Here is a 19,407-nt window from a genome sequence, read left to right on the forward strand (position 1 = left end):
TCTGAATCCCACCTTTGTTAAGTATTTTCATAAAAGAAAGCATTTGTTCCTTTTATTAATCTCACGAATTTATTCAATCAACATTACTAATACTAGGAACTTTTCTCCAATTAATCAAATAGCTTTAAACAGCATGAGACCTTAAATATATGGACCTGTATACCTTAGTGCCGCTTAGACCGTTCTTCTTATTTATTTCTTCCATATCGTATCGATAGCACCAGTTTTGAAAAATAATCTTCCATAAACCTTGGCATAGTGGGGGAAAAGAAAAGGATCTCAACTATAGTAGTTGAGATCCTTGTTGCACCGGTGTTTTTGACCATTAATTAGTCTTAACAGTTAGTTTCTTACGTTTTTCATCTCGCTCACGACTACTTTTATCTAATACTTTTTTACGTAATCGGATCGATTCAGGAGTAACTTCACAATATTCATCGTCATTTAAGAACTCTAATGCTTCTTCAAGTGATAGTATTTTCGGCTTCTTCATTGTAACTGTAAAGTCTTTGTTCGCAGATCGAACATTCGTTTGTTGCTTCATTTTTGTAATATTAACAGTAAGATCGCTGTCACGATTGTGTTCTCCAACAATCATACCTTCATATATTTCTACACCAGGCTCTAAGAATAGCATCCCACGATCTTCCACACCCATCATTCCGTATGGAGTTGTTTTACCGTTTTCCATCGAAACTAGCGCGCCTTGACGACGTCCACCAACATAGCCTGTCGCAACAGGTTGGTAGCTGTCAAATGTATGATTTATGATACCATACCCTTTTGTTTGTGCCATGAATTCTGTAGTGTAACCAATTAGTCCTCGGGAAGGGATGAGAAAATCGAGTCGTACTTGGCCTTCACCTTTGTTTACCATATTTAGCATTTCACCTTTACGAGCACCTAATGATTCCATAACAGCACCAGTATATTCTTCTGGTACGTCGATTTGTGTGGCCTCATAAGGTTCACACGCCTTACCATCAACTTCGCGTATAATTACTTCCGGCTTGGATACTTGTAGTTCAAACCCTTCACGACGAAGGTTTTCAATTAAAATAGACAAATGTAATTCACCTCGTCCGGAAACTGTCCAAACATCAGGTGAACTAGTATTTTCTACTCGCAGACTAACATCACTTTCGACTTGTGTCATTAAGCGAGCTTCAATTTTACGACTTGTAACATATTGACCTTCACGACCTGCAAAGGGACTGTTGTTTACTAGGAAAGTCATTTGTAGTGTAGGTTCATCAATACGAACCAATTCCATCGGGTCTATGTTGTCGACCGGACAGATTGTTTCTCCAACGTTGATATCTTCAATCCCGGCAATGGCAATGAGATCCCCAGCTTTTGCTTCTTCAATCTCCAAGCGCTTAAGACCTAAATAACCAAATAGTTTAGATACACGGAATTTTTTCACAGAACCATCTCTATGGATAACTGCAGCCTGATCGCCTTTACGGATCGTTCCTCTAAACACACGTCCAATACCAATACGACCTAAATAGTCGTTATAATCCAACATGGTTACTTGAAACTGGAAAGGCTCCTCAGAATTGTCAATTGGAGCAGGAACAGACTCAATAATAGTGTCAAAAATTACTTTCATAGTACCATCAGTCTGATCTGGAGTTTCACTGGCAGTACCATTAATAGCTGATGCATAAACAACAGGGAAGTCCAGTTGCTGTTCATCTGCACCTAATTCAATAAATAGATCTAGTACCTCATCAACTACCTCTTCAGGACGAGCTGCAGGGCGGTCAATTTTATTTACAACAACTACCGGCGTTAATTTTTGCTCTAACGCCTTCTTTAATACAAATCGTGTTTGAGGCATACAACCTTCATATGCATCTACTACAAGTAGGACACCATCGACCATTTTAAGGATACGCTCTACTTCGCCTCCGAAGTCAGCATGACCTGGTGTGTCCATGATGTTAATTCTTTTATCTTCATAATTTACTGCTGTGTTCTTAGCGAGGATCGTAATACCGCGCTCTTTCTCAATGTCATTATTGTCCATCGCACGTTCATTTACCTGTTCATTTTCTCGAAATGTACCTGACTGCTTCAACAATTCATCTACCAACGTTGTCTTTCCGTGGTCAACGTGGGCGATAATTGCAATATTTCTTATGTCTAATCGTTTCTTCATAACTTAAAACGCTCCTGTCTTTTAATAAAAGTACTTCAACTATATAATCATAGCACAAATACTTCAATAAATCATTATTTTCTTTGAAATCCAAAATTGCCCACTACATATTAACTCATATCTATAGTTTCACTTAATCATATAGGGGTATTCTAAATAATATAATAATGCTAAAGAGGGGGGGAGTTTAAAATGAATAAATCATTAATATCTGTCCATGATTTGTCAATTGGGATGAAAACAGAACATGATATTAAAGATAACCTTTATCAACCCCTTTTAATAAAAGGAACCATCCTGAATCTACAAGATATAATCACGCTAACGAACTTGAAACAAACATACTTTATCTATGAAGATCAACTTCGGGAAACACCTAAAGAAATTAAAGATCTGATCAGCCAGATTAATGTTTTTTTAAGGACCAATACGAATATGGAACATTGGGGTGTTAACCTAGACACTGAATTAGACTGTTATACTCCTAGACAAAAGCAAATCAATAATCCTAATTGGGAACAAGTAATTAGTTATGATTATTTTAAACATCTTTTTTTTAAAACATACCAGAGAATTGTTCGATCAAATGGAAATAATGAACAATCCGTATCACTGACTCTTCTAAACAGGGCCTGTGAGTATGTCGTTTTCGAAATGAATAAGTCTTATTGGCAAGGTTCCTTCGATCGCTTATTTTATCATAAAACGTGTCAATCTTGGCTTAAAGTTCATACTAACGCGTTAACGGGTATTTTTGATAAAATGATGCTCCCAAAATCCGGTGCTTCCATTATTAACATCCATTCAAAAAGAGTAAAGGAGAGGAGATATCTATAACTAAAATACTAGCAATAAAGCAATCAAAAAATTTAACCGGGATTAAATGGACTTAATTAATCCATTGTAATTACCTTATTCAAGCTTAAGCTTAACCCTTTTACCAACCTATACTATTATCCATTGATCGCGGTGAATCGCTTCCTTTTTCCCATTTATAGACTGCTTATTTCCTATTGAAATAATTGACCGAAGTTGATCGGAGGAGTAAGTCACTTTCCCTTTACCTAACAATACCCCTGAAGACGCACAAACCTGGACCACATCACCTATATTAAATTCTCCTTGAATACTTGTAATTCCAACAGGTAATAAACTTTTACCTTCTTTTAAAATAGCCTGTGCTGCACCTTCATCAATGATGAGTTTCCCATTTGTTGAAGAGTGATAGGCAATCCACTGTTTTTTCGTCTTCATTATTTTTTTTGCAGTGGGGGTGAGATAGGTTCCATTTCCGTTTCCCGCGAGAATTTCTTCGATCGAATCAGTGGATGATCTTGTCCCTATAAATACATTTACTCCCATTGATAGAGCTGTACGCGCCGCTTGAAGTTTGGATTTCATTCCACCAGTTCCCACTTTAGAAGAAGTATCCTCCGCTTGAGCTAGAAGCTCTTCACTCACACCATTTAAATGATTGTACTTCATTGCACTAGGGTTCTTCAAAGGATTTTCCTGGTATATCCCGTCTATATCAGTAAGAATAATGAGTTGATCAGCATGTAGAAAACCACTTACCAAAGCTGACAGCATGTCATTATCACCAAACGTCAATTCCTCGATCGCAGTAGAATCATTTTCATTAATAATTGGTAAAACTCTTCGCTTCAATAGTTCATCCAGCGTGTTATAAGCATTTTGATATTGTTCCTCTTTGTAAAAATCATTTCTAGTCAGAAGAAGCTGAGCAGTATTGATTTGGTGTTTTTTAAATGACTCCCCGTATTTTTGCATTAATAAATGCTGCCCAACAGCGGCGGCTGCTTGTTTACCTGACGTAGTGACGGGGCGAGTAGAAAGCCCTAATTGTTTTACGCCTGTTGCTACTGCACCGGAAGATATCAATACTACTTCAAAACCTGCCAACATAATACTGGCGATAGCGTCTGCATGGTCGGACACTTTATCATTTGCTAACTGCCCGTCCTTTTCAGTAAGGGAGCTACTTCCAATTTTAATTACGATCCTTTTTATTGCCATTGAAAATAATCCACCTTCTCTTTAATATAGTGTACATTGAAATATTCTCACTAAAAAAACACCCCCGTCCTTAAACAAGGACGAAAGCATTCTGATTCCGCGGTACCACCTTTATTGACACTAATGTGTCCACTTGGATTACTCTTAACGAGAGTAAAACGTAGTTCGCTGAATATGAGCAGCTTCAATGTTAATTGCTAAAGGAATTTTTCAGCCAAAGAATTCCTATCTCTGCTAGTTTAAATTACAAAATAAAGTTTTTATAATTATCTGATAACCTATATAAGAAGTCAAGTCTTTCATTTTTATGTCACCGTGTGAAACGAACTCTCCAGAATTGGCTCAAGTAATTGTTTTGTCCATAACCATCATTGCTTATATATTTTTGAATAACGTGATATTATCATTTTAGAAAAACTGATCAACGATATCGATAAGGCTTAATTTTCATCAAAGTTAGCAACATGGAAGACAGGGGTATAAAATGATATATTAATGCTATTGATGTTTAAAGGATGATCTGTGTGTTTAATAAAATCATTGCAATATTAATTATAATAATCATCATACTGGTGGGATTATTCATGTATATCTATTATTCGATGGAATCGGCTCAAGAAACTACCTGGGAGAGTCACGACAGTGTCGATGAAGCTGGATTTAACCCAGATGCTCTTAACGAGGCAAGAAAGTACTATGAGTCTATTAATTCAACCGCTGCCATGGTGATATACAAAGGTAAAATATTGTTTTCGTGGGGGGATGTTGCTAAAAGTACAAATGCCCATTCTATTAGAAAAGGATTTCTTAGTGCTTTAATTGGCATAGAAGAAAATAAAGGAACTCTTATCTTAAATAACACTTTAGAGGATTATCAAATCGATGATAAACCACCATTGAGTTTTTTGGAGAAACAAGCAATGCTATCACACTTATTGACGTCTACTTCCGGGATTTATTTACCTGCAGGGGAAGAGTCTTGGGGCATGCGAATCGCCAGACCAAGCAGAGGAAGTCATTTGCCCGGCGATTTCTATTACTATAATAACTGGGATTTCAATGCTCTAGGCACCATATATAATGACCAAACGGGAAGAGATTTATTCGAAGATTTTGCTGAAAAGCTAGCCAAACCACTAGAAATGGAAGATTTTGAATTAAGTCATACAAATTATAAATATGAGAACACAAGATCACAACACCCATCCTATTTATTCCGTATGTCAGCTCGTGATATGGCCCGGTTTGGTCAGCTATATTTACAAGAAGGGGAATGGAACGGAGAACAAATTGTTCCGAAAGAATGGATAAAGAAAAGCACTACCGCACAGACAGATGTACCATCAAACACAATTTTTGATTACGGTTATTTATGGTGGGTAGCAACAGAAGCCCCCTTTAGTGATTTAAAGATGTATTCCGCTGTCGGTAGATATGGACAATCTATTGATATAATCCCTGAGCTAGATCTTGTTTTTGTCAATCGAGTTGATTCCAACCGAGTTTCATTTAAATTAACCAGAAGCAGTGTGAATGATCTTCAGAGACTTCAATTACTGCAGCTGATTTTAGATGCAAAAAGAGCTGAATAAGAGCGTGCCTATTAGGAAAACAGTTCTCCTGTTAGGCCAAAAAACTGTGGAAGTTTCGCTTATTGCATCAAAAGGTACTGAAAAAGTTATTAAAACACCAACCTTTTAGAAAGGTTGGTGTTTCTTTTTTGAACAATCATTTAAGTAACAAGGGAAAAAGTTATTTTGGCGGCACATAGCCAACTCCAATTTTCCCAATCACTAAATGTCCGTATTTCCATTTATTTAAGAAGTATATACTTGCGATTGAACACCCTATGCTGAATACAAATAGTACGAGTATATAACTAAATCCTATATCAATAGGGTACAATCGGAAAATAGCGTCTCCAAGAAATATAAAAAAATAATGCAATAAATATATACCAAAAGAATATTGACTTATAAAAACCAGAAATGGAGATGGTCTGGTGAATCTAGTTGTAATATAAAATAAGAACATACTTAACATTGTGGTATGAATTAGGATGTCAGTCCGTTTAGAGCTGTGAACGGACAGAAATCCAGAGTGATAAAAATAAAGTAACATAATACTGGAAAGAACGGGACCAATGATGATAATATAGCGCCACTTTTTTAGAGCTTCGATAAATAATTCATAATAAAGTCCTGCATAAAAACCTAACGCAAAATAAAATATCCAGCCGAATAAAGGAATCCAATAAAATCTTTCCCAAACGTAAGTCGAAAACGGAAGACTCTCTGGGGGAAGAGTGAAATTAAATATCATCAAATAAGTTGCATTGATAATAAGTGCAATTGGAAGTACTATTTTTGGAGACCACGCCTTTAAGTACCGGTAAAAATACAAGTGGAATAAGTAAAATTGAAAGATAATCAAAATAAAGTAACCGTGGTAATCTCCAATAAAAATGTTCCTTACTAATTTTAAACTCCAGGACTCCCAACCTTGCATAATAAACGGAAGGGAGTAAAAAACTGCCATAACAAAATATGGGATTAAAATAAAGCGCAATCTTTTTTTGAGAAAACCTGGAGGAACGTCTCTATTTCGATAAGAGTAGGAAATCAAAAATTCAGAAATGAATATAAACATCGGTGTACCATAATATAGAAGCATTTGAATGGAATCAAAAGTGATCGCCTCAAGTTCACCCATTTCTCTTATCGGAACAGTCATTAAAGCAGCATGTACACTATGAAGAAACACAATACTTAAACAACCAATACTTCTTAACACGAAAATCTCCTTAATCATCCCTTGACTTTTCATTTGATTCCCCACCAATACAGTCATATCATATTTACGAACATTACTTTTTTCCCTTTTGTTAACTTTTCAAACCAAGGCTAGATTCTACCATGATTGTCTCATATATTCGAGAGTTACTGAGAAACATATTCCCGTTATATTATATATGTTATGATTTTTTCATCATTCTAATGAGATAGGGTTAAAAATTGAAGCAAACGGGTACATATGGACTTTTAATTTTTGTAATGATGATTTGGGGACTAAATGTCGTCGCTGTAAAATACTTAGTTGAACACTTTCCACCTGTGATGATGCAATCACTTCGAATAGGGATTGCCGGGTTATGCGCGATCAGTATCCTATATTTTTTAAAAGATTTAAGAAAGCTTACAAAAAGAGAATGGGGACTTACCGCTTTAGCCGCTTTTTTTGGTCAAATTGGCCACCATTCCATGTTAGCCATTGGGTTAGTAGAAACTACTGCTTCAAAAGCGTCATTAATTTTAGGACTGATCCCTTTAACAACAGCTATTTTTGCTATGATTTTTCTCGGCGATCGACTTACAAAATTACGTTTTACCGGTATCTTATCAGGTTTTACAGGGGTAACCTTCGTCGTCTTAAATCCGGCAGAAGGAGTTGCTGGAATTTCTCAAGGTGACATGTATATATTTATTGCCATGGTTTCCCAAGTAATATCTTTTATCATTATTAAAGTGGCAACTAAAACGCTATCCTCCCGGCAATTGACTGGCATCATGCTTTTAATCGGGTCAGCGGGGTTATTTCTGCTTAGTTTCTTTTTTGAACCTGGAAGCCTTGGAAAGATGTCTAATACTAATCAAACCGTTTGGATTGTTTTTTTCTCATCTGCAGTTATTGCAACGGGACTTGGTCACATTATGTACAATGCCGCGATTCAAAAAATAGGAGCAGGTCAAACAGCTGTCTTTAATAACTTTATTCCTCTGTTTGCATTAATAGGTTCATTTTTTCTATTAGGAGAACCGATCTATTTATCTCAATTGATTGGATTCCTGTTTATTGTTTGTGGAGTTCTGTTAGGTACAGGTTATATTGAACAGATCTGGATTGACAGAAAGAGAAAAAAAACCCGAGCTAATCCGGTTGAAAATACCTATTATGACTAAGCATAGTCTTTGCTTAGTTTGTTTTTTTAGTTCTTTACTCACACTAAAACAATGAAAACGCTTCCTGTAATTATCGCGTTAGATAATCTAACATTTTTGTTGTTTGTAAATTTTCTGACGAATATACTGATAATTAACACCAGTTGGAACATTTGCTAACACATACTTTCAACTGAGATAAAATTATTCGAGGAGCGTGACGTAAGATGGACGAGATTTCTTTAATGAATAACGTATGGGTAATGCTTGGCTTTATTTTAGTTTTATTAATGCAAGGTGGTTTCATTCTCCTTGAAGCAGGTTCAACGAGAATGAAAAACGCAGGTCATATTGCCGGGAAAACAATATTCACTGTTGGTATTGCTTCCATCGTCTTTTGGGCTGTTGGGTACGGATTCATATATGGAGAAGGAAATGCATTTATCGGCTTATCTAACTTCTTTTTCGGAGATTACAGTGAAAGTGAAGGTCTTGTAGGATCTGTTGATTTCATTTTCCAACTTGCTTTCGCAGCAATCGCATTGACGATTGCATTTGGTGGATTTGCTGAAAGAGCAAAACTATCTGCTTACATTATTTTCGCAATTCTGTTTTCAGCATTTATTTATCCCGTTGTAGCACACTGGATTTGGGGTGGCGGTTGGTTATCCGAGCTAGGAAAACAAGATTTTGCCGGTTCAACGGTAGTTCACTTAACTGGTGCTGCAGCTGCACTTGCTGCCACAATTGTATTGGGACCTCGTATCGGTAAATTTAACAAAGACGGCACTTCTAATGATTTAGCAGGGCATAACCAAGTTTTTACTGCATTAGGTGTTTTACTTCTTTGGGTAGGTTGGTTTGGATTTAATGGTGGTAGTACATTTGGTGTTGAGGGTGCATTCTTCGGTTATGTATCATTAACTACACAACTTGCCGCTGCTGCCGGTGCTATATCTGCAATGTTTATTGTGACAGCGATGACTGGAAAAGCAGATGTACCTACTATGCTTAACGGTGCTTTAGCCGGACTTGTTGCAATCACAGCTTCAACAGCATTTGTATCTACTTGGGCTGCGGTTGTAATTGGTATTATCGCTGGTTTGATCGTTCACTTTAGTATGGTATTTTTCGATCGAGCGAAAATTGATGATCCAATCTTCGCATTATCTGTTCACGGTATTGCCGGTATTTGGGGCACGCTGTCCACAGGGTTCTTTGCAACTCCAGGACTAGCAGAGATGAACGGTGGACTTCCTGGATTATTCTACGGCGGTGGTCTTACTCAGTTAGGTGTTCAGTTAACTGGTGTCGTATCTTCAGGACTCTATGCTTTTGTGGTAGCTTTTGTTATCTTGAAAGTAATGGATAAAGTTATACCGGGTGGAATTCGAGTTACTGAAGAGGAAGAAATTATTGGTTTAGATATGAGTGAACACGGTAGTTACGGTTACCCGGAAAATATTACTCCAACTAATAGTAAAAAGACAGGTGCTTAATTGTGATAAATAAAAATCATCTTCCAACGGCTACTTATGAGGATTTAAGAGCTTGGAGAAATGAAATGATCCAGGAAAAAAAGTCTGATCACGCAAACTTGAATCAATTTCATGATGAACTTATGAAAGAAATTATTTCATTATCACAAAATATCGTAGAAAGTGAGTGGGGGAGTCCTCCCGCTCCTTTTACGTTTATTCTAATGGGAAGTGGCGGTAGGCAAGAACAAGCAATTTGGAGTGACCAGGATCATGGGATTATCTTTGATGGTAATAAAGAGCATGCCGACTACTTTTTAAAATTAGGCGAAGAGATTGTAAAAGGTATGGAAATTTGCGGTTACGAGCTATGTGAAGGTAAAGTGATGGCTAATAATCCGAGATGGTGCAAGTCTAGCGATGTTTGGGAGAGCCAACTACTTGGTTGGCTGGAAGACAGAGGCTGGGAATCATTACGAAATGTATCCATCTTTTATGATTCAAGAGCATTGGTTGGAGAAAGGTCTCTTTTAACAAAGACCAAGAATAAAGGCTTCGAAAAAATGAAGGAGAATCCGGATATATTAAGCAGACTAGCTGACAATGTTCAATATATAAAAAAAGGAATTGGCTTATTCGGCCAACTTTTACCGGAAACAAAAGGAGAAAACAAAGGAAAACTTGATGTAAAGGAAGTAGTTTTATTTCCATATATTAATGCGATTCGGTTATTATCTTTTCTAGAAAAGATCCAAGAGGCACCTACATTAGAGAGATTTGACCACCTTTCTGACAATTACACAGCAATTAAAACTTATAAAAGACCTTTTTCTGATGCCCTAGATTTAAGATTAAAGGTGAATCAGGATGTGAAAAATTACGAGAGTGTTCATTTCATTCCGTTGAATTCCTTATCAAAAAAAGAATATGAGGCTTTAAAATCATGGATAAAGGATGGATCTTCTTTGATGAGAGAAGCGACAAACATCATTAAGAGAAACAGCAAAGAGAGTGAAAAATCATGAATCCAATGTTGCAGTGGGTCCGTCAATTGTCAGGCAAGGGATCACCTTCTCACGAACGCGATCCAGCAAAAATTGCCTATATGAGAAGGTTACAAAAAGATTTAAAACAAAATGATTATTTGCGAACTCCTTTTGAAGATCTAACGATGGTTGTTTTTGATATTGAAACGACAGGTTTTAGTCCTAAAAAAGGGGATCGTATCTTGTCAATAGGTGCAATTAAGATCAAAGGCAGCACTGTTCTAGAAGAGGAAACCTTTTACTCTTTTATTAAACATGATCAAGCTCCTTCTGACACAATAACAGAACTGACTGGGATTACATTAGAAGACTTAATTGACGCACCTTCCCAAGAGAATGTGCTACATGATTTTTTAAAATACATCGGCAATGCACCACTTGTTGCCCATCACGCGAAACATGAAATTGATTTTATGCAAGATCTAGCCTGGCAGCTATATAAGACAAGTTTTGACCACAGAATATTGGATACATCATTTTTAACAGCATTGATCCCGGAACTTCGTCATATTAATGTATTAGAAGAATGCTGTTCATTTTTTGACATTGACACATCCAACAGACATCATGCATTACAAGATGCAAAAATGACTGCTGAACTTTGGTCCAACTGCATTCAAATAGTTAAAGAGCAGGGTTATACATGTTTACGCGACGTATACGCTTATATTGCCAGAACTAGATAGGATATAAGGGGAAGAAGTCCGCAAAGTGCTTATTAACAATAAGCACCCCGATTAAATTAATATTAAAAGAGGGATCAGCAGAATCTAATTAAATTCTGCTGATCCCTCTTACTTTACTATATTTAAATTTGATATACCTATCCTTTCATGATCCATCCTTCTTCTGTGAGGAACGTCTGTACGTCTTTGAAATCCCGAACAGGAATAAAAGGTTGTTTGTTGTCTATTAACGCATTAATTAATAAATTTTTCGCAAACGTTTGATCCGCATATTTGGCAGGTAGCGCATCGAGTTCGCTATCACCATAATAAAATACGTAATCATAAGGTTCTTTAAGTTTTTTAAATGTCACTTCCATATCAACACCGCAATGTTCCGAGTAGTTCCATGCGTTACGATCTATTTCTAAATGAATATTTTTATCTTTAAAAAATCCTTTGTTAGAAAAAACATCAATGTTAGAAAGGTTGTTCTTAGCTAGGATTTGTTGAATATAATAGTCTGTACCTGGACTAAGAATGTAAAAATCTCCGTCATTTTCTAATACTTTGTGAATAAAAGGAATAGCATGTTCATCTAGAGGCATCTCTTGAATTTGCTTCTTAATAATGTCTTCAGACTGATTAATAGAACCAAATACCTTTTTTATAAATTCGATATCTGTTAATTCACCGTTTTTCCAACGGTGATACAATTGTTTCCCTTCTGGAAAATATGTATCTATCAGTATCCAGTAGAATTCTTTTTTAGAAATTGTTCCGTCAAAATCCGAAATAAACGCCCATTTCACCATTCATACATACCTCCAATGATACAATGTATCTTCTTTTCCCTTATCATATCATTATCAAACTAATCTATATACCCTCAATTAAATAGTAAAAACCTTCAATAAAAAGGTTTTGTATAAATAATCTGATAATATTAATAATTATAAGTAGTTCAATGTTTTCACAAACTCAAGATTGTGTTAAGATAAGTCTTAATATTCTGTAGGAAGAAGGGTTCTGGTGATGGTAAAGACAATGACTAACTCCGTTCAAGTAAAAGACATCTTGATCGCGCACCAAATGTTAAAAGATATTGTGGTTAAAACACCACTACAGCTGGATCCTATTCTTTCTGAGCGATATCAAGCGAATGTATATTTAAAACGAGAAGACCTTCAAGTAGTCAGATCATTTAAACTTCGTGGCGCTTATAACTTGATGCAAAGTTTAAAAAAAGAAGAACTGGAAAATGGGGTAGTTTGCGCCAGTGCTGGTAATCATGCTCAAGGCGTAGCTTACTCTTGCAAAGCCCTTGGTGTGAAAGGGAAAATCTTTATGCCAAGTACAACTCCGCGACAAAAAGTTTCACGAGTAGAATTTTTCGGCGAACCTTTTGTTGATGTTGTTTTAACTGGTGACACATTTGATGATTCCTTCCTTGAAGCCAAGAAGTTTGGCGAGGATCATAAGATGACATTTATTCATCCATTTGATGACTACCGTACAATTGCTGGCCAGGGAACAGTCGGTATGGAAATACTGGAAGACCTTGAAGTTCCAGTTTCTCATGTTTTCATGAGTATTGGAGGTGGGGGACTCATATCTGGCGTTGGTTCTTATTTCAAGAACATCAGTCCATCAACACACGTTATTGGCGTGGAACCTGCGGGGGCTCCCGGCATGGAAGCTTCTCTTCAAAAAGGAGAAGTCGTTACGTTGGATAAGATCGATAAGTTTGTAGATGGAGCTGCCGTTAAAAAAGTCGGAAATCTTACTTTTGAAATTGCAAAGGAAGTCGTCGATAACGTTGTAGTTGTTCCAGAGGGGAAAGTTTGTTCTACCATGCTTGATTTGTATAATGAAAATGCTATTGTTGCCGAACCGGCAGGTGCATTATCTATTGCAGCATTAGATCAATATAAAGATGAAATCAAAGGAAAAAACATCGTTTGTATTGTAAGTGGCGGAAATAATGATATTGACCGCATGCAAGAAGTAAAAGAGCGTTCACTAATTTATAATGGAATAAAACATTATTTTATCGTGAATTTCCCTCAAAGAGCTGGAGCATTGCGAGAATTCTTAACCGAGGTACTAGGTGAAACAGATGATATCACTCGTTTCGAATATACAAAGAAAAATAATAGAGACAAAGGACCTGTCCTGGTTGGTATTGAATTGAAAGTAAAAGAAGATTATCATCCACTCATTGACCGCATGGATAAAAAAGGGTTCTCCTACGTTGAAATTAATAAGGATCAAGATTTATTTAATCTGCTCATTTAAAATCAATACTGGTGAAAGCTCAGCTTTTGCCAGTTTTTTTATACGAGATAAGAGAATTTATAAGCTAACAGCTATCTTTACGCCACACGCATCTAGGGCACCCCACCCATGATGCTTAAATGATGGTGGCGAAAGCTAACGCCGTATTTAATAAAATACGCTTTGCGTTTTTTTTATGTTCTAATTGAGATAATATGACTGAATATTTTCATCTCAAGCTTTAATTAGTTATAATAGAAATCAAAGTAATGAAATATGAAAGAGGCGTTTAAATGGATAAGTTAAAACCAGGTCTTATAGAGACCACGATAGTAGCACGGAAAATTGAAACTGGTTATGTCTTAAAATTAAATAATCAGGAAATTTTATTACATACTAACGAGACAAAAGAAGAATTATCGCAAGGCCAAGAAGTGGAAGTATTTCTCTATGAAGATAAAAAGGGTCAACTAGTGGCTTCTACGAACATTCCCGAGGTTTCATTGTACACGTATGATTGGGCAAAAGTAGTCGATGTCGTAGAAGAACTTGGTGTCTTTGTTCATATTGGTCTCCCAAAGGATGTCTTGGTTTCTAAAGATGACCTTCCTTTATTACGCGAGGTCTGGCCAAAAAGAGGCGATAACTTGTTTGTTCGTTTGGATCATGACCGGAGAGAAAAGTTAGTCGCAAAACCTGTGACAGAAGATATTATTGATCAGGAAAGAGATCAAGCACCTAAGGATTTATTAAACCATACAACGAGCGGTCATATTTATCGTGCCTCTAAAATCGGTTCCTTTCTCATTACAGAAGAAGGTTTCCGAGGATTTATTCATCAAGATGAAAGAAAGCAGGAGCCAAGGTTAGGGGAGTGGGTCAAGGGTAGAATTATTGCTGTAAAAGAAGATGGTACCCTTAATATTTCACTGCGTCCTCTTATTCTGGAAAGCCGCGATAAAGATGCTGAACAAATAGTAGAATATTTAAAAGCTAATGGTGGCGAAATGCCATTTACAGATCGGGCTAAACCGGACGACATTCGGGAAACATTCCAAATGAGTAAGGCAGGTTTCAAACGTGCAATGGGTAAATTGCTAAAAGAAAATTTAGTTCAGCAAAAAGAAGGTTCAACATTTCTTATCGAGAATGAAGAGACCGAAGAGTCTTAATTTCTCTTTTGGTTCCGTGGTGGTGGGCATTGCTTATCACCTTTTGTCTGTTCTTTTTTATTCAACACTAAAAAGTCCAGATTGGTCTAAATTTTATCCATAGATAAATTCTTATAGGCATTTAAATGAGGATATGATAAAATGAAACGCACGTTCCCCTTAAATAACCACTCTCTTTATTACTCCCTGAATACATAGAAAATGGTGATCCTTTATGAAATTAATCGTCGCTGAAAAACCAGATCAAGGTGCTAAACTTGCTGCGCCTTTTCCATTTGCAAAACAAAAAAATCATATCACCATTCGGCCTTGTGAAACGTTTCCGCAGGGGGCAGTTGTCACTTGGGCAGTAGGCCATCTATGCGAACTATTGTCCCCGGATGAATATGATGCTTCATGGAAAAAATGGCAGTTGGATATCTTACCAATGATCCCATCAGAATTTCAATACAAAGTTACGAAAACAAAGTGGAAGGCTTTTAAAGTAATCAAAGATTTTGTGCATGATCCTAAAATTAATGAAATCATCATAGCAGGTGATGCGGAACGAGAAGGGGAAGCAATCGTAAGACTTGTTTTACAACAAAGCAAGAATACCAAACCAATGAAAAGGTTATGGATTTCTTCCCTAACACCAAACGCCGTAATAACCGGTTTTCAAAATCTGAAAGATGAAATACATACAAGAGATTTATTCCATGAAGCCATAAGCAGGGCCTATGCAGATTGGCTAGTAGGTATGAATGCATCACGGGCATTTACACTATTGTTACAACACCAAGGAGCAGAGGATGTTTTTTCTACTGGACGGGTTCAAACCCCAACCCTCGCTCTTATCGTGAAGCGTGAAACTGAAATAGAAGCTTTTAGATCGGAAAACTTCTGGGAGGTCAAGGCTAACTTTCAAATAAATAATCATATGTATGAAGGCACCTGGCATAAAGACGGGGATACGAGACTTAAAGAGGAACAGATGGCTAAAAAAATTGCTCAATTTTCCGCCGGGAAACCAGCAAAAGTAACGAATATAGATAAAAACACAAAAAATATTCCACCGCCATATTTATTTAACCTTTCCGGATTGCAATCATTGGCCAACAAGCGCTTTAAGTATGCACCGAAGCAAACATTGGATATTGCACAAAAGCTCTATGTGAAGGGAATTATATCCTATCCTAGAACGGACTCTGCTTTTATAACGAAAGAAGAAGCGTCAACTCTACCGGATGTATTGGCGAAATTAAGGGAGTACAGTACGTTTAATGCTTATTTCCCCTTGCCTAATCCGTCAATACTTGTATCCAAACGCTACGTAAACCCTAGTAAAGTAAAGGATCACTATGCCATTATTCCAACAGATCAAACCATAGACCCTGCAAAATTATCACGAGAAGAACAAGTAATCTATGAAATGATCGTTGAACGTGTCATTGCCGCACATTATGATGATTGTAAAATGAGTTATTCGACCATTGATACGTTAGTTGACGAGAGAGCCACCTTTCGTTCGAAAGGAAAACAACTTCTAAATGAAGGTTGGCGAAAAGTTATCCCCTTCTCTCAAGATTCTCAAAAATCAGCAAAAGATAATGATACATCCTTACCTCCTGTCCAAAACGGAGATGAAGGGATTGTCTCGAAGGTAACCACTAAAAAAGGAGAAACAAAACCGCCAAAACGTTATACAGAAGGTGATTTAATTCTTGTCATGAAAACAGCCGGCAAACATATTGATGACGATAATCTTGTAAAAGTCATGCAGGATACGGAAGGACTTGGTACGGAAGCAACCCGGGCAGGAATTATTGGGATTTTAAAAGATCGCTCGTACATTACAGTCACAAAAAATCAGGTTTTCCCTACAGACAAGGGGCGAATCCTTATTCAAGCTGTTGGAGATTCCATTTTAGCTTCACCAGAAATGACCGCAAAGTGGGAACAAAGGCTAGCAGAAATTGGAGATGGCAAAACTCCCATGGAGCCATTCATTGAACAGGCTAAAAAACTTTCGGCATCAATTATTCAAGATGCACGAATGAACGCTAAATCTTGGCAATTGGACAAAGAAAAACTAGCTAACATACAATCTACGAGAAAAGGTTGGAAACAAAAAAAAGGGACTGGAAACTACCCGGCTAAAACTCTAGTTGGAGGTTGTCTAAAGTGTGATGGAAAGGTTATAGACAAAGGGAATTTTTATGGTTGTACCAACTATAATCAATCAAAATGTACGTTTACTATATCCAAACGCACGTTAGGAAAAGAAATAAGTATTACCCATGTAAAAGAACTGCTGTCAGGCGGTACGACGTCGATTGTCCAAGGTTTCGAACGAAATAATAACGTTTTCGACGCCGCATTGAAATGGGATAATAACAAGAAAAAAATAATCTTCATATACGATCAACAACCAATTAATCGGTAAAGGTAATGTCCAATTGTATAATTTCTGAACGACTGCCTATTCTGATTGGAGGACCCCAAAATCCAAATCCAGACGAAACGATAACATTCAGTTGCTCTTTCTTTTTAAAGCCCCAGTCTACTTCAAATATTTTTCGAGTAATGAGGTGATTAGGGGCTATTTGTCCCCGGTGAGTATGTCCTGATAGAACAATATCACTGCCGCTGTCCATGATTTCTTGGAGTTCAGATGGTTGGTGATCAAGAACCAATTTAGGCAACAAGCTATCCGCACCAATCAACAATTCCTCCATTGTTTTCCTATGCTTATCGGTTTTATCTTTTCTGCCGATAATTTGGATGGAACGATCTATTGTCACAATTTCATCTTGCAGAATATGTACATTGACTTTTTTCATTATTTTAGTCAACTCTTTTATTTTCCCCCCGTAATATTCATGATTTCCCAAAACTGCATAAACGCCTAACGGGGCTTGCAGATTCCGCAATATTTTATCCATTTTTTCTTTTTGAAAAATACCCGGGTCATCATCCACTAAATCTCCTGGAAATACAATTAGATCAGGATCTAACTTATTTATCATTGTAACTAACCGCTTAGCATGACTCTTCCCTGAGAGTCCCCCAAAGTGCATATCAGAAGCCATGGCAACCCTTAAAGTTTTCTTTTTAGCCTGTTTTCTCGGTACTTCAATGTGATACTTTCTTATGACTGGTTGATAAGCATTAAACAAGCCAAATAACATATACACTATAAATAGAATCAGCACTAGAAAACCGGCAGTTGTAATACTTGTATTTATAGAGATTGTTGTCAGGGAAATTAGCCAAACAAATAAATTTACAACAGGTAAAACGATAAGTGCAAATTGAAAAACTGCCAACCAAAAGGAACCGAGCATTTTAAGCCACATTAGTGATTTTACCATTTGTCCAATGATGTAGGAGTAAGCGAAAAACATCAGGAATACGGAAATTCCCCAACGAGCATCTACTTGGAAGGCAGTAAGTAACCAGACATGAATATTCCAGCCAATATAAAAGGAAAGCAGACTGTATATTAATAAAAATGTGCTCAAACTCAACAAAAACTTAACATTCATAAATTACCTCCTTATAAAGATATATCATGAGCATAACCTTGACTGATTAGTAAGTCTATTTTCTGAAATATCCTTGTATTTCCAGTTTTAATCATTCTGAGCTTGTAGATTATCCTATTTTTTATTATGATTTAAAACGTCTTCATTTACAAAAATTAAGGGGCAATAAATGAGAGAATTTTTCATTTCTTTATTTACTACATGGTACAATGAATACAAACAAGTAAAAAGGGTGAGAAAACTTGAAGAGCATTGAATTTCATGATGGAAAATTATACACGGAAGTACGTTTAAAAGTAAAAGGGAAGGCAGACGTCACTCATTCCATGGTTATTGATACAACATCACCACATACGATTATTTCAGAACGTCTGCAAAAAGAATTAAATTTAGATGTTTCCAAATCCGGTCAAGAAATCACATTAAGCTCCTTTAGTATCGGTCCTTTAAAAGTGAGCGATTTCAGTGTATTCAAAGAAGACATTGAAGTAGATGGAATTATCGGCTTAGATTTCCTAAAGTCAGTTGGCGCTAAAATAAATCTTGATTCGATGACAATTTCCAGCTCACGGACGTAAAACTATTTGCTTGACCGCCCTATGGGAAAAGGGTATCATCATATGCGATTAATCATCTTTATTTCATGAGGCTGTGTATAAGAATATTGTTGAATTTATAACCTGTTAAATATTTCTTGACTCTAAACAGAGTAATTCGTCATTGTAAGCGGAACGATACAATGGGCAGAGATAAATTAAGGCTGGCTTAGCAATTTTTTATCGTATTTCGTATGCAACATAATTCTTAACAACGCTTTTAAATATTGCATGATAAAATAGATTTACTTAGGAGGTATATTTATGCCAGAGGAAGAAGAAGTTCCGGTAATAAATCCAGGAGATCTAGTCAATGTGACCTCGGGTGACTACAAAGGAAAGAGCGGAAAAGTAATTGCTGCTTATAATAATTCTATTGCAGTGGAAGTCGAAACCACTCTCGAAGATGGCACAAAACCTAGAACTGTTTTAAAACATAGTGAGTATGAACTTTAGAAAAAGAAAATAAATACAAAAAAGCTCATCTTAGCATTTTGCGAGAAT

General features: G+C 36.6%; 16 protein-coding genes. 11 read left to right on the top strand and 5 right to left on the bottom strand.

What is annotated here, in order from left to right; all coding sequences use genetic code 11:
• Positions 1-325: 325 nt before the first annotated feature.
• Complete coding sequence (gene typA, locus CEF18_RS08425) at positions 326-2,167, bottom strand: translational GTPase TypA (protein WP_110936052.1); 1,842 nt, start codon at positions 2,165-2,167, stop codon at positions 326-328.
• Positions 2,168-2,359: 192 nt separating this feature from the next.
• Between typA and CEF18_RS08430 the strand changes: the two genes are divergently transcribed.
• Positions 2,360-3,004, top strand: coding sequence for a hypothetical protein (locus CEF18_RS08430; protein WP_110936053.1), 645 nt, complete (start codon positions 2,360-2,362; stop codon positions 3,002-3,004).
• Between the two features lie 108 nt (positions 3,005-3,112).
• Here the strand turns inward: CEF18_RS08430 and proB are convergent, their stop codons facing one another.
• Positions 3,113-4,204 carry a glutamate 5-kinase gene (gene proB, locus CEF18_RS08435; protein ID WP_110936054.1) on the bottom strand — a complete coding sequence of 364 codons (1,092 nt, stop codon included), beginning with the start codon at positions 4,202-4,204 and terminating at the stop codon, positions 3,113-3,115.
• A 524-nt stretch (positions 4,205-4,728) separates the two neighbouring features.
• Between proB and CEF18_RS08440 the strand changes: the two genes are divergently transcribed.
• Positions 4,729-5,796, top strand: coding sequence for a serine hydrolase domain-containing protein (locus CEF18_RS08440; protein WP_110936055.1), 1,068 nt, complete (start codon positions 4,729-4,731; stop codon positions 5,794-5,796).
• A 160-nt stretch (positions 5,797-5,956) separates the two neighbouring features.
• Here CEF18_RS08440 and CEF18_RS08445 read toward each other — a convergent pair whose 3' ends face one another.
• Positions 5,957-7,030, bottom strand: a complete 1,074-nt coding sequence (locus CEF18_RS08445) for an acyltransferase family protein (protein ID WP_190238683.1) — start codon at positions 7,028-7,030, stop codon at positions 5,957-5,959.
• Between the two features lie 188 nt (positions 7,031-7,218).
• On the opposite strand from CEF18_RS08445, the gene CEF18_RS08450 reads away from it, so the two are divergent.
• The 4 genes from CEF18_RS08450 to CEF18_RS08465 all read left to right on the top strand — a co-directional run bounded on the left by CEF18_RS08450 (position 7,219) and on the right by CEF18_RS08465 (position 11,352).
• Positions 7,219-8,163 (top strand): DMT family transporter, encoded by a 945-nt coding sequence (locus CEF18_RS08450; protein ID WP_223292271.1) that lies wholly within the window; start codon positions 7,219-7,221, stop codon positions 8,161-8,163.
• Between the two features lie 206 nt (positions 8,164-8,369).
• Complete coding sequence (locus CEF18_RS08455) at positions 8,370-9,641, top strand: ammonium transporter (RefSeq protein WP_110936057.1); 1,272 nt, start codon at positions 8,370-8,372, stop codon at positions 9,639-9,641.
• 2 nt (positions 9,642-9,643) lie between these two features.
• Positions 9,644-10,645: a DUF294 nucleotidyltransferase-like domain-containing protein gene (locus CEF18_RS08460; protein WP_223292272.1), complete on the top strand. Its 1,002-nt coding sequence runs from the start codon at positions 9,644-9,646 to the stop codon at positions 10,643-10,645.
• Complete coding sequence (locus tag CEF18_RS08465; RefSeq protein WP_110936058.1) at positions 10,642-11,352, top strand: exonuclease domain-containing protein; 711 nt, start codon at positions 10,642-10,644, stop codon at positions 11,350-11,352. Before CEF18_RS08460 ends, CEF18_RS08465 begins: the two co-directional genes overlap by 4 nt.
• Before the next feature lie 137 nt (positions 11,353-11,489).
• Here the strand turns inward: CEF18_RS08465 and CEF18_RS08470 are convergent, their stop codons facing one another.
• Positions 11,490-12,146: an MtnX-like HAD-IB family phosphatase gene (locus tag CEF18_RS08470; RefSeq protein ID WP_110936059.1), complete on the bottom strand. Its 657-nt coding sequence runs from the start codon at positions 12,144-12,146 to the stop codon at positions 11,490-11,492.
• Positions 12,147-12,366: 220 nt separating this feature from the next.
• Here CEF18_RS08470 and ilvA point away from each other — a divergent pair, with 220 nt between their 5' ends.
• The 3 genes from ilvA (at position 12,367) to CEF18_RS08485 (ending at position 17,205) form a co-directional block, all read left to right on the top strand.
• Positions 12,367-13,629, top strand: coding sequence for a threonine ammonia-lyase IlvA (ilvA, locus tag CEF18_RS08475; RefSeq protein ID WP_110936060.1), 1,263 nt, complete (start codon positions 12,367-12,369; stop codon positions 13,627-13,629).
• A 272-nt stretch (positions 13,630-13,901) separates the two neighbouring features.
• Complete coding sequence (locus CEF18_RS08480; protein ID WP_110936061.1) at positions 13,902-14,780, top strand: CvfB family protein; 879 nt, start codon at positions 13,902-13,904, stop codon at positions 14,778-14,780.
• Positions 14,781-14,994: 214 nt separating this feature from the next.
• A complete protein-coding gene (locus CEF18_RS08485) occupies positions 14,995-17,205 on the top strand; it encodes a type IA DNA topoisomerase (protein ID WP_110936062.1) in 2,211 nt (736 codons plus the stop codon).
• On the opposite strand, the gene CEF18_RS08490 is transcribed toward CEF18_RS08485, so the two are convergent.
• Complete coding sequence (locus CEF18_RS08490) at positions 17,195-18,307, bottom strand: metallophosphoesterase (protein WP_110936063.1); 1,113 nt, start codon at positions 18,305-18,307, stop codon at positions 17,195-17,197. The genes CEF18_RS08485 and CEF18_RS08490 overlap by 11 nt on opposite strands.
• 242 nt (positions 18,308-18,549) lie before the next feature.
• Here CEF18_RS08490 and CEF18_RS08495 point away from each other — a divergent pair, with 242 nt between their 5' ends.
• Positions 18,550-18,885 carry a retropepsin-like aspartic protease gene (locus CEF18_RS08495; RefSeq protein ID WP_110936064.1) on the top strand — a complete coding sequence of 112 codons (336 nt, stop codon included), beginning with the start codon at positions 18,550-18,552 and terminating at the stop codon, positions 18,883-18,885.
• Positions 18,886-19,167: 282 nt separating this feature from the next.
• Complete coding sequence (locus CEF18_RS08500) at positions 19,168-19,359, top strand: KOW motif domain-containing protein (RefSeq protein WP_110936065.1); 192 nt, start codon at positions 19,168-19,170, stop codon at positions 19,357-19,359.
• The last annotated feature ends 48 nt before the right edge of the window (positions 19,360-19,407 follow it).

This window comes from Salipaludibacillus neizhouensis (assembly GCF_002886185.1).
Lineage (GTDB): Bacteria > Bacillota > Bacilli > Bacillales > Salisediminibacteriaceae > Salipaludibacillus > Salipaludibacillus neizhouensis.

What these genes read in the sequence shown, in the direction of transcription:
- CEF18_RS08470 (WP_110936059.1), bottom strand. Translation starts at nt 12,146, where the DNA reads ATGGTGAAATGGGCGTTTATTTCGGATTTTGACGGAACAATTTCTAAA.
- CEF18_RS08480 (WP_110936061.1), top strand. Translation starts at nt 13,902, where the DNA reads ATGGATAAGTTAAAACCAGGTCTTATAGAGACCACGATAGTAGCACGG.
- CEF18_RS08465 (WP_110936058.1), top strand. Translation starts at nt 10,642, where the DNA reads ATGAATCCAATGTTGCAGTGGGTCCGTCAATTGTCAGGCAAGGGATCA.
- CEF18_RS08485 (WP_110936062.1), top strand. Translation starts at nt 14,995, where the DNA reads ATGAAATTAATCGTCGCTGAAAAACCAGATCAAGGTGCTAAACTTGCT.
- proB (WP_110936054.1), bottom strand. Translation starts at nt 4,204, where the DNA reads ATGGCAATAAAAAGGATCGTAATTAAAATTGGAAGTAGCTCCCTTACT.
- CEF18_RS08445 (WP_190238683.1), bottom strand. Translation starts at nt 7,030, where the DNA reads ATGAAAAGTCAAGGGATGATTAAGGAGATTTTCGTGTTAAGAAGTATT.
- CEF18_RS08490 (WP_110936063.1), bottom strand. Translation starts at nt 18,307, where the DNA reads ATGAATGTTAAGTTTTTGTTGAGTTTGAGCACATTTTTATTAATATAC.
- ilvA (WP_110936060.1), top strand. Translation starts at nt 12,367, where the DNA reads ATGGTAAAGACAATGACTAACTCCGTTCAAGTAAAAGACATCTTGATC.
- typA (WP_110936052.1), bottom strand. Translation starts at nt 2,167, where the DNA reads ATGAAGAAACGATTAGACATAAGAAATATTGCAATTATCGCCCACGTT.
- CEF18_RS08500 (WP_110936065.1), top strand. Translation starts at nt 19,168, where the DNA reads ATGCCAGAGGAAGAAGAAGTTCCGGTAATAAATCCAGGAGATCTAGTC.
- CEF18_RS08430 (WP_110936053.1), top strand. Translation starts at nt 2,360, where the DNA reads ATGAATAAATCATTAATATCTGTCCATGATTTGTCAATTGGGATGAAA.
- CEF18_RS08455 (WP_110936057.1), top strand. Translation starts at nt 8,370, where the DNA reads ATGGACGAGATTTCTTTAATGAATAACGTATGGGTAATGCTTGGCTTT.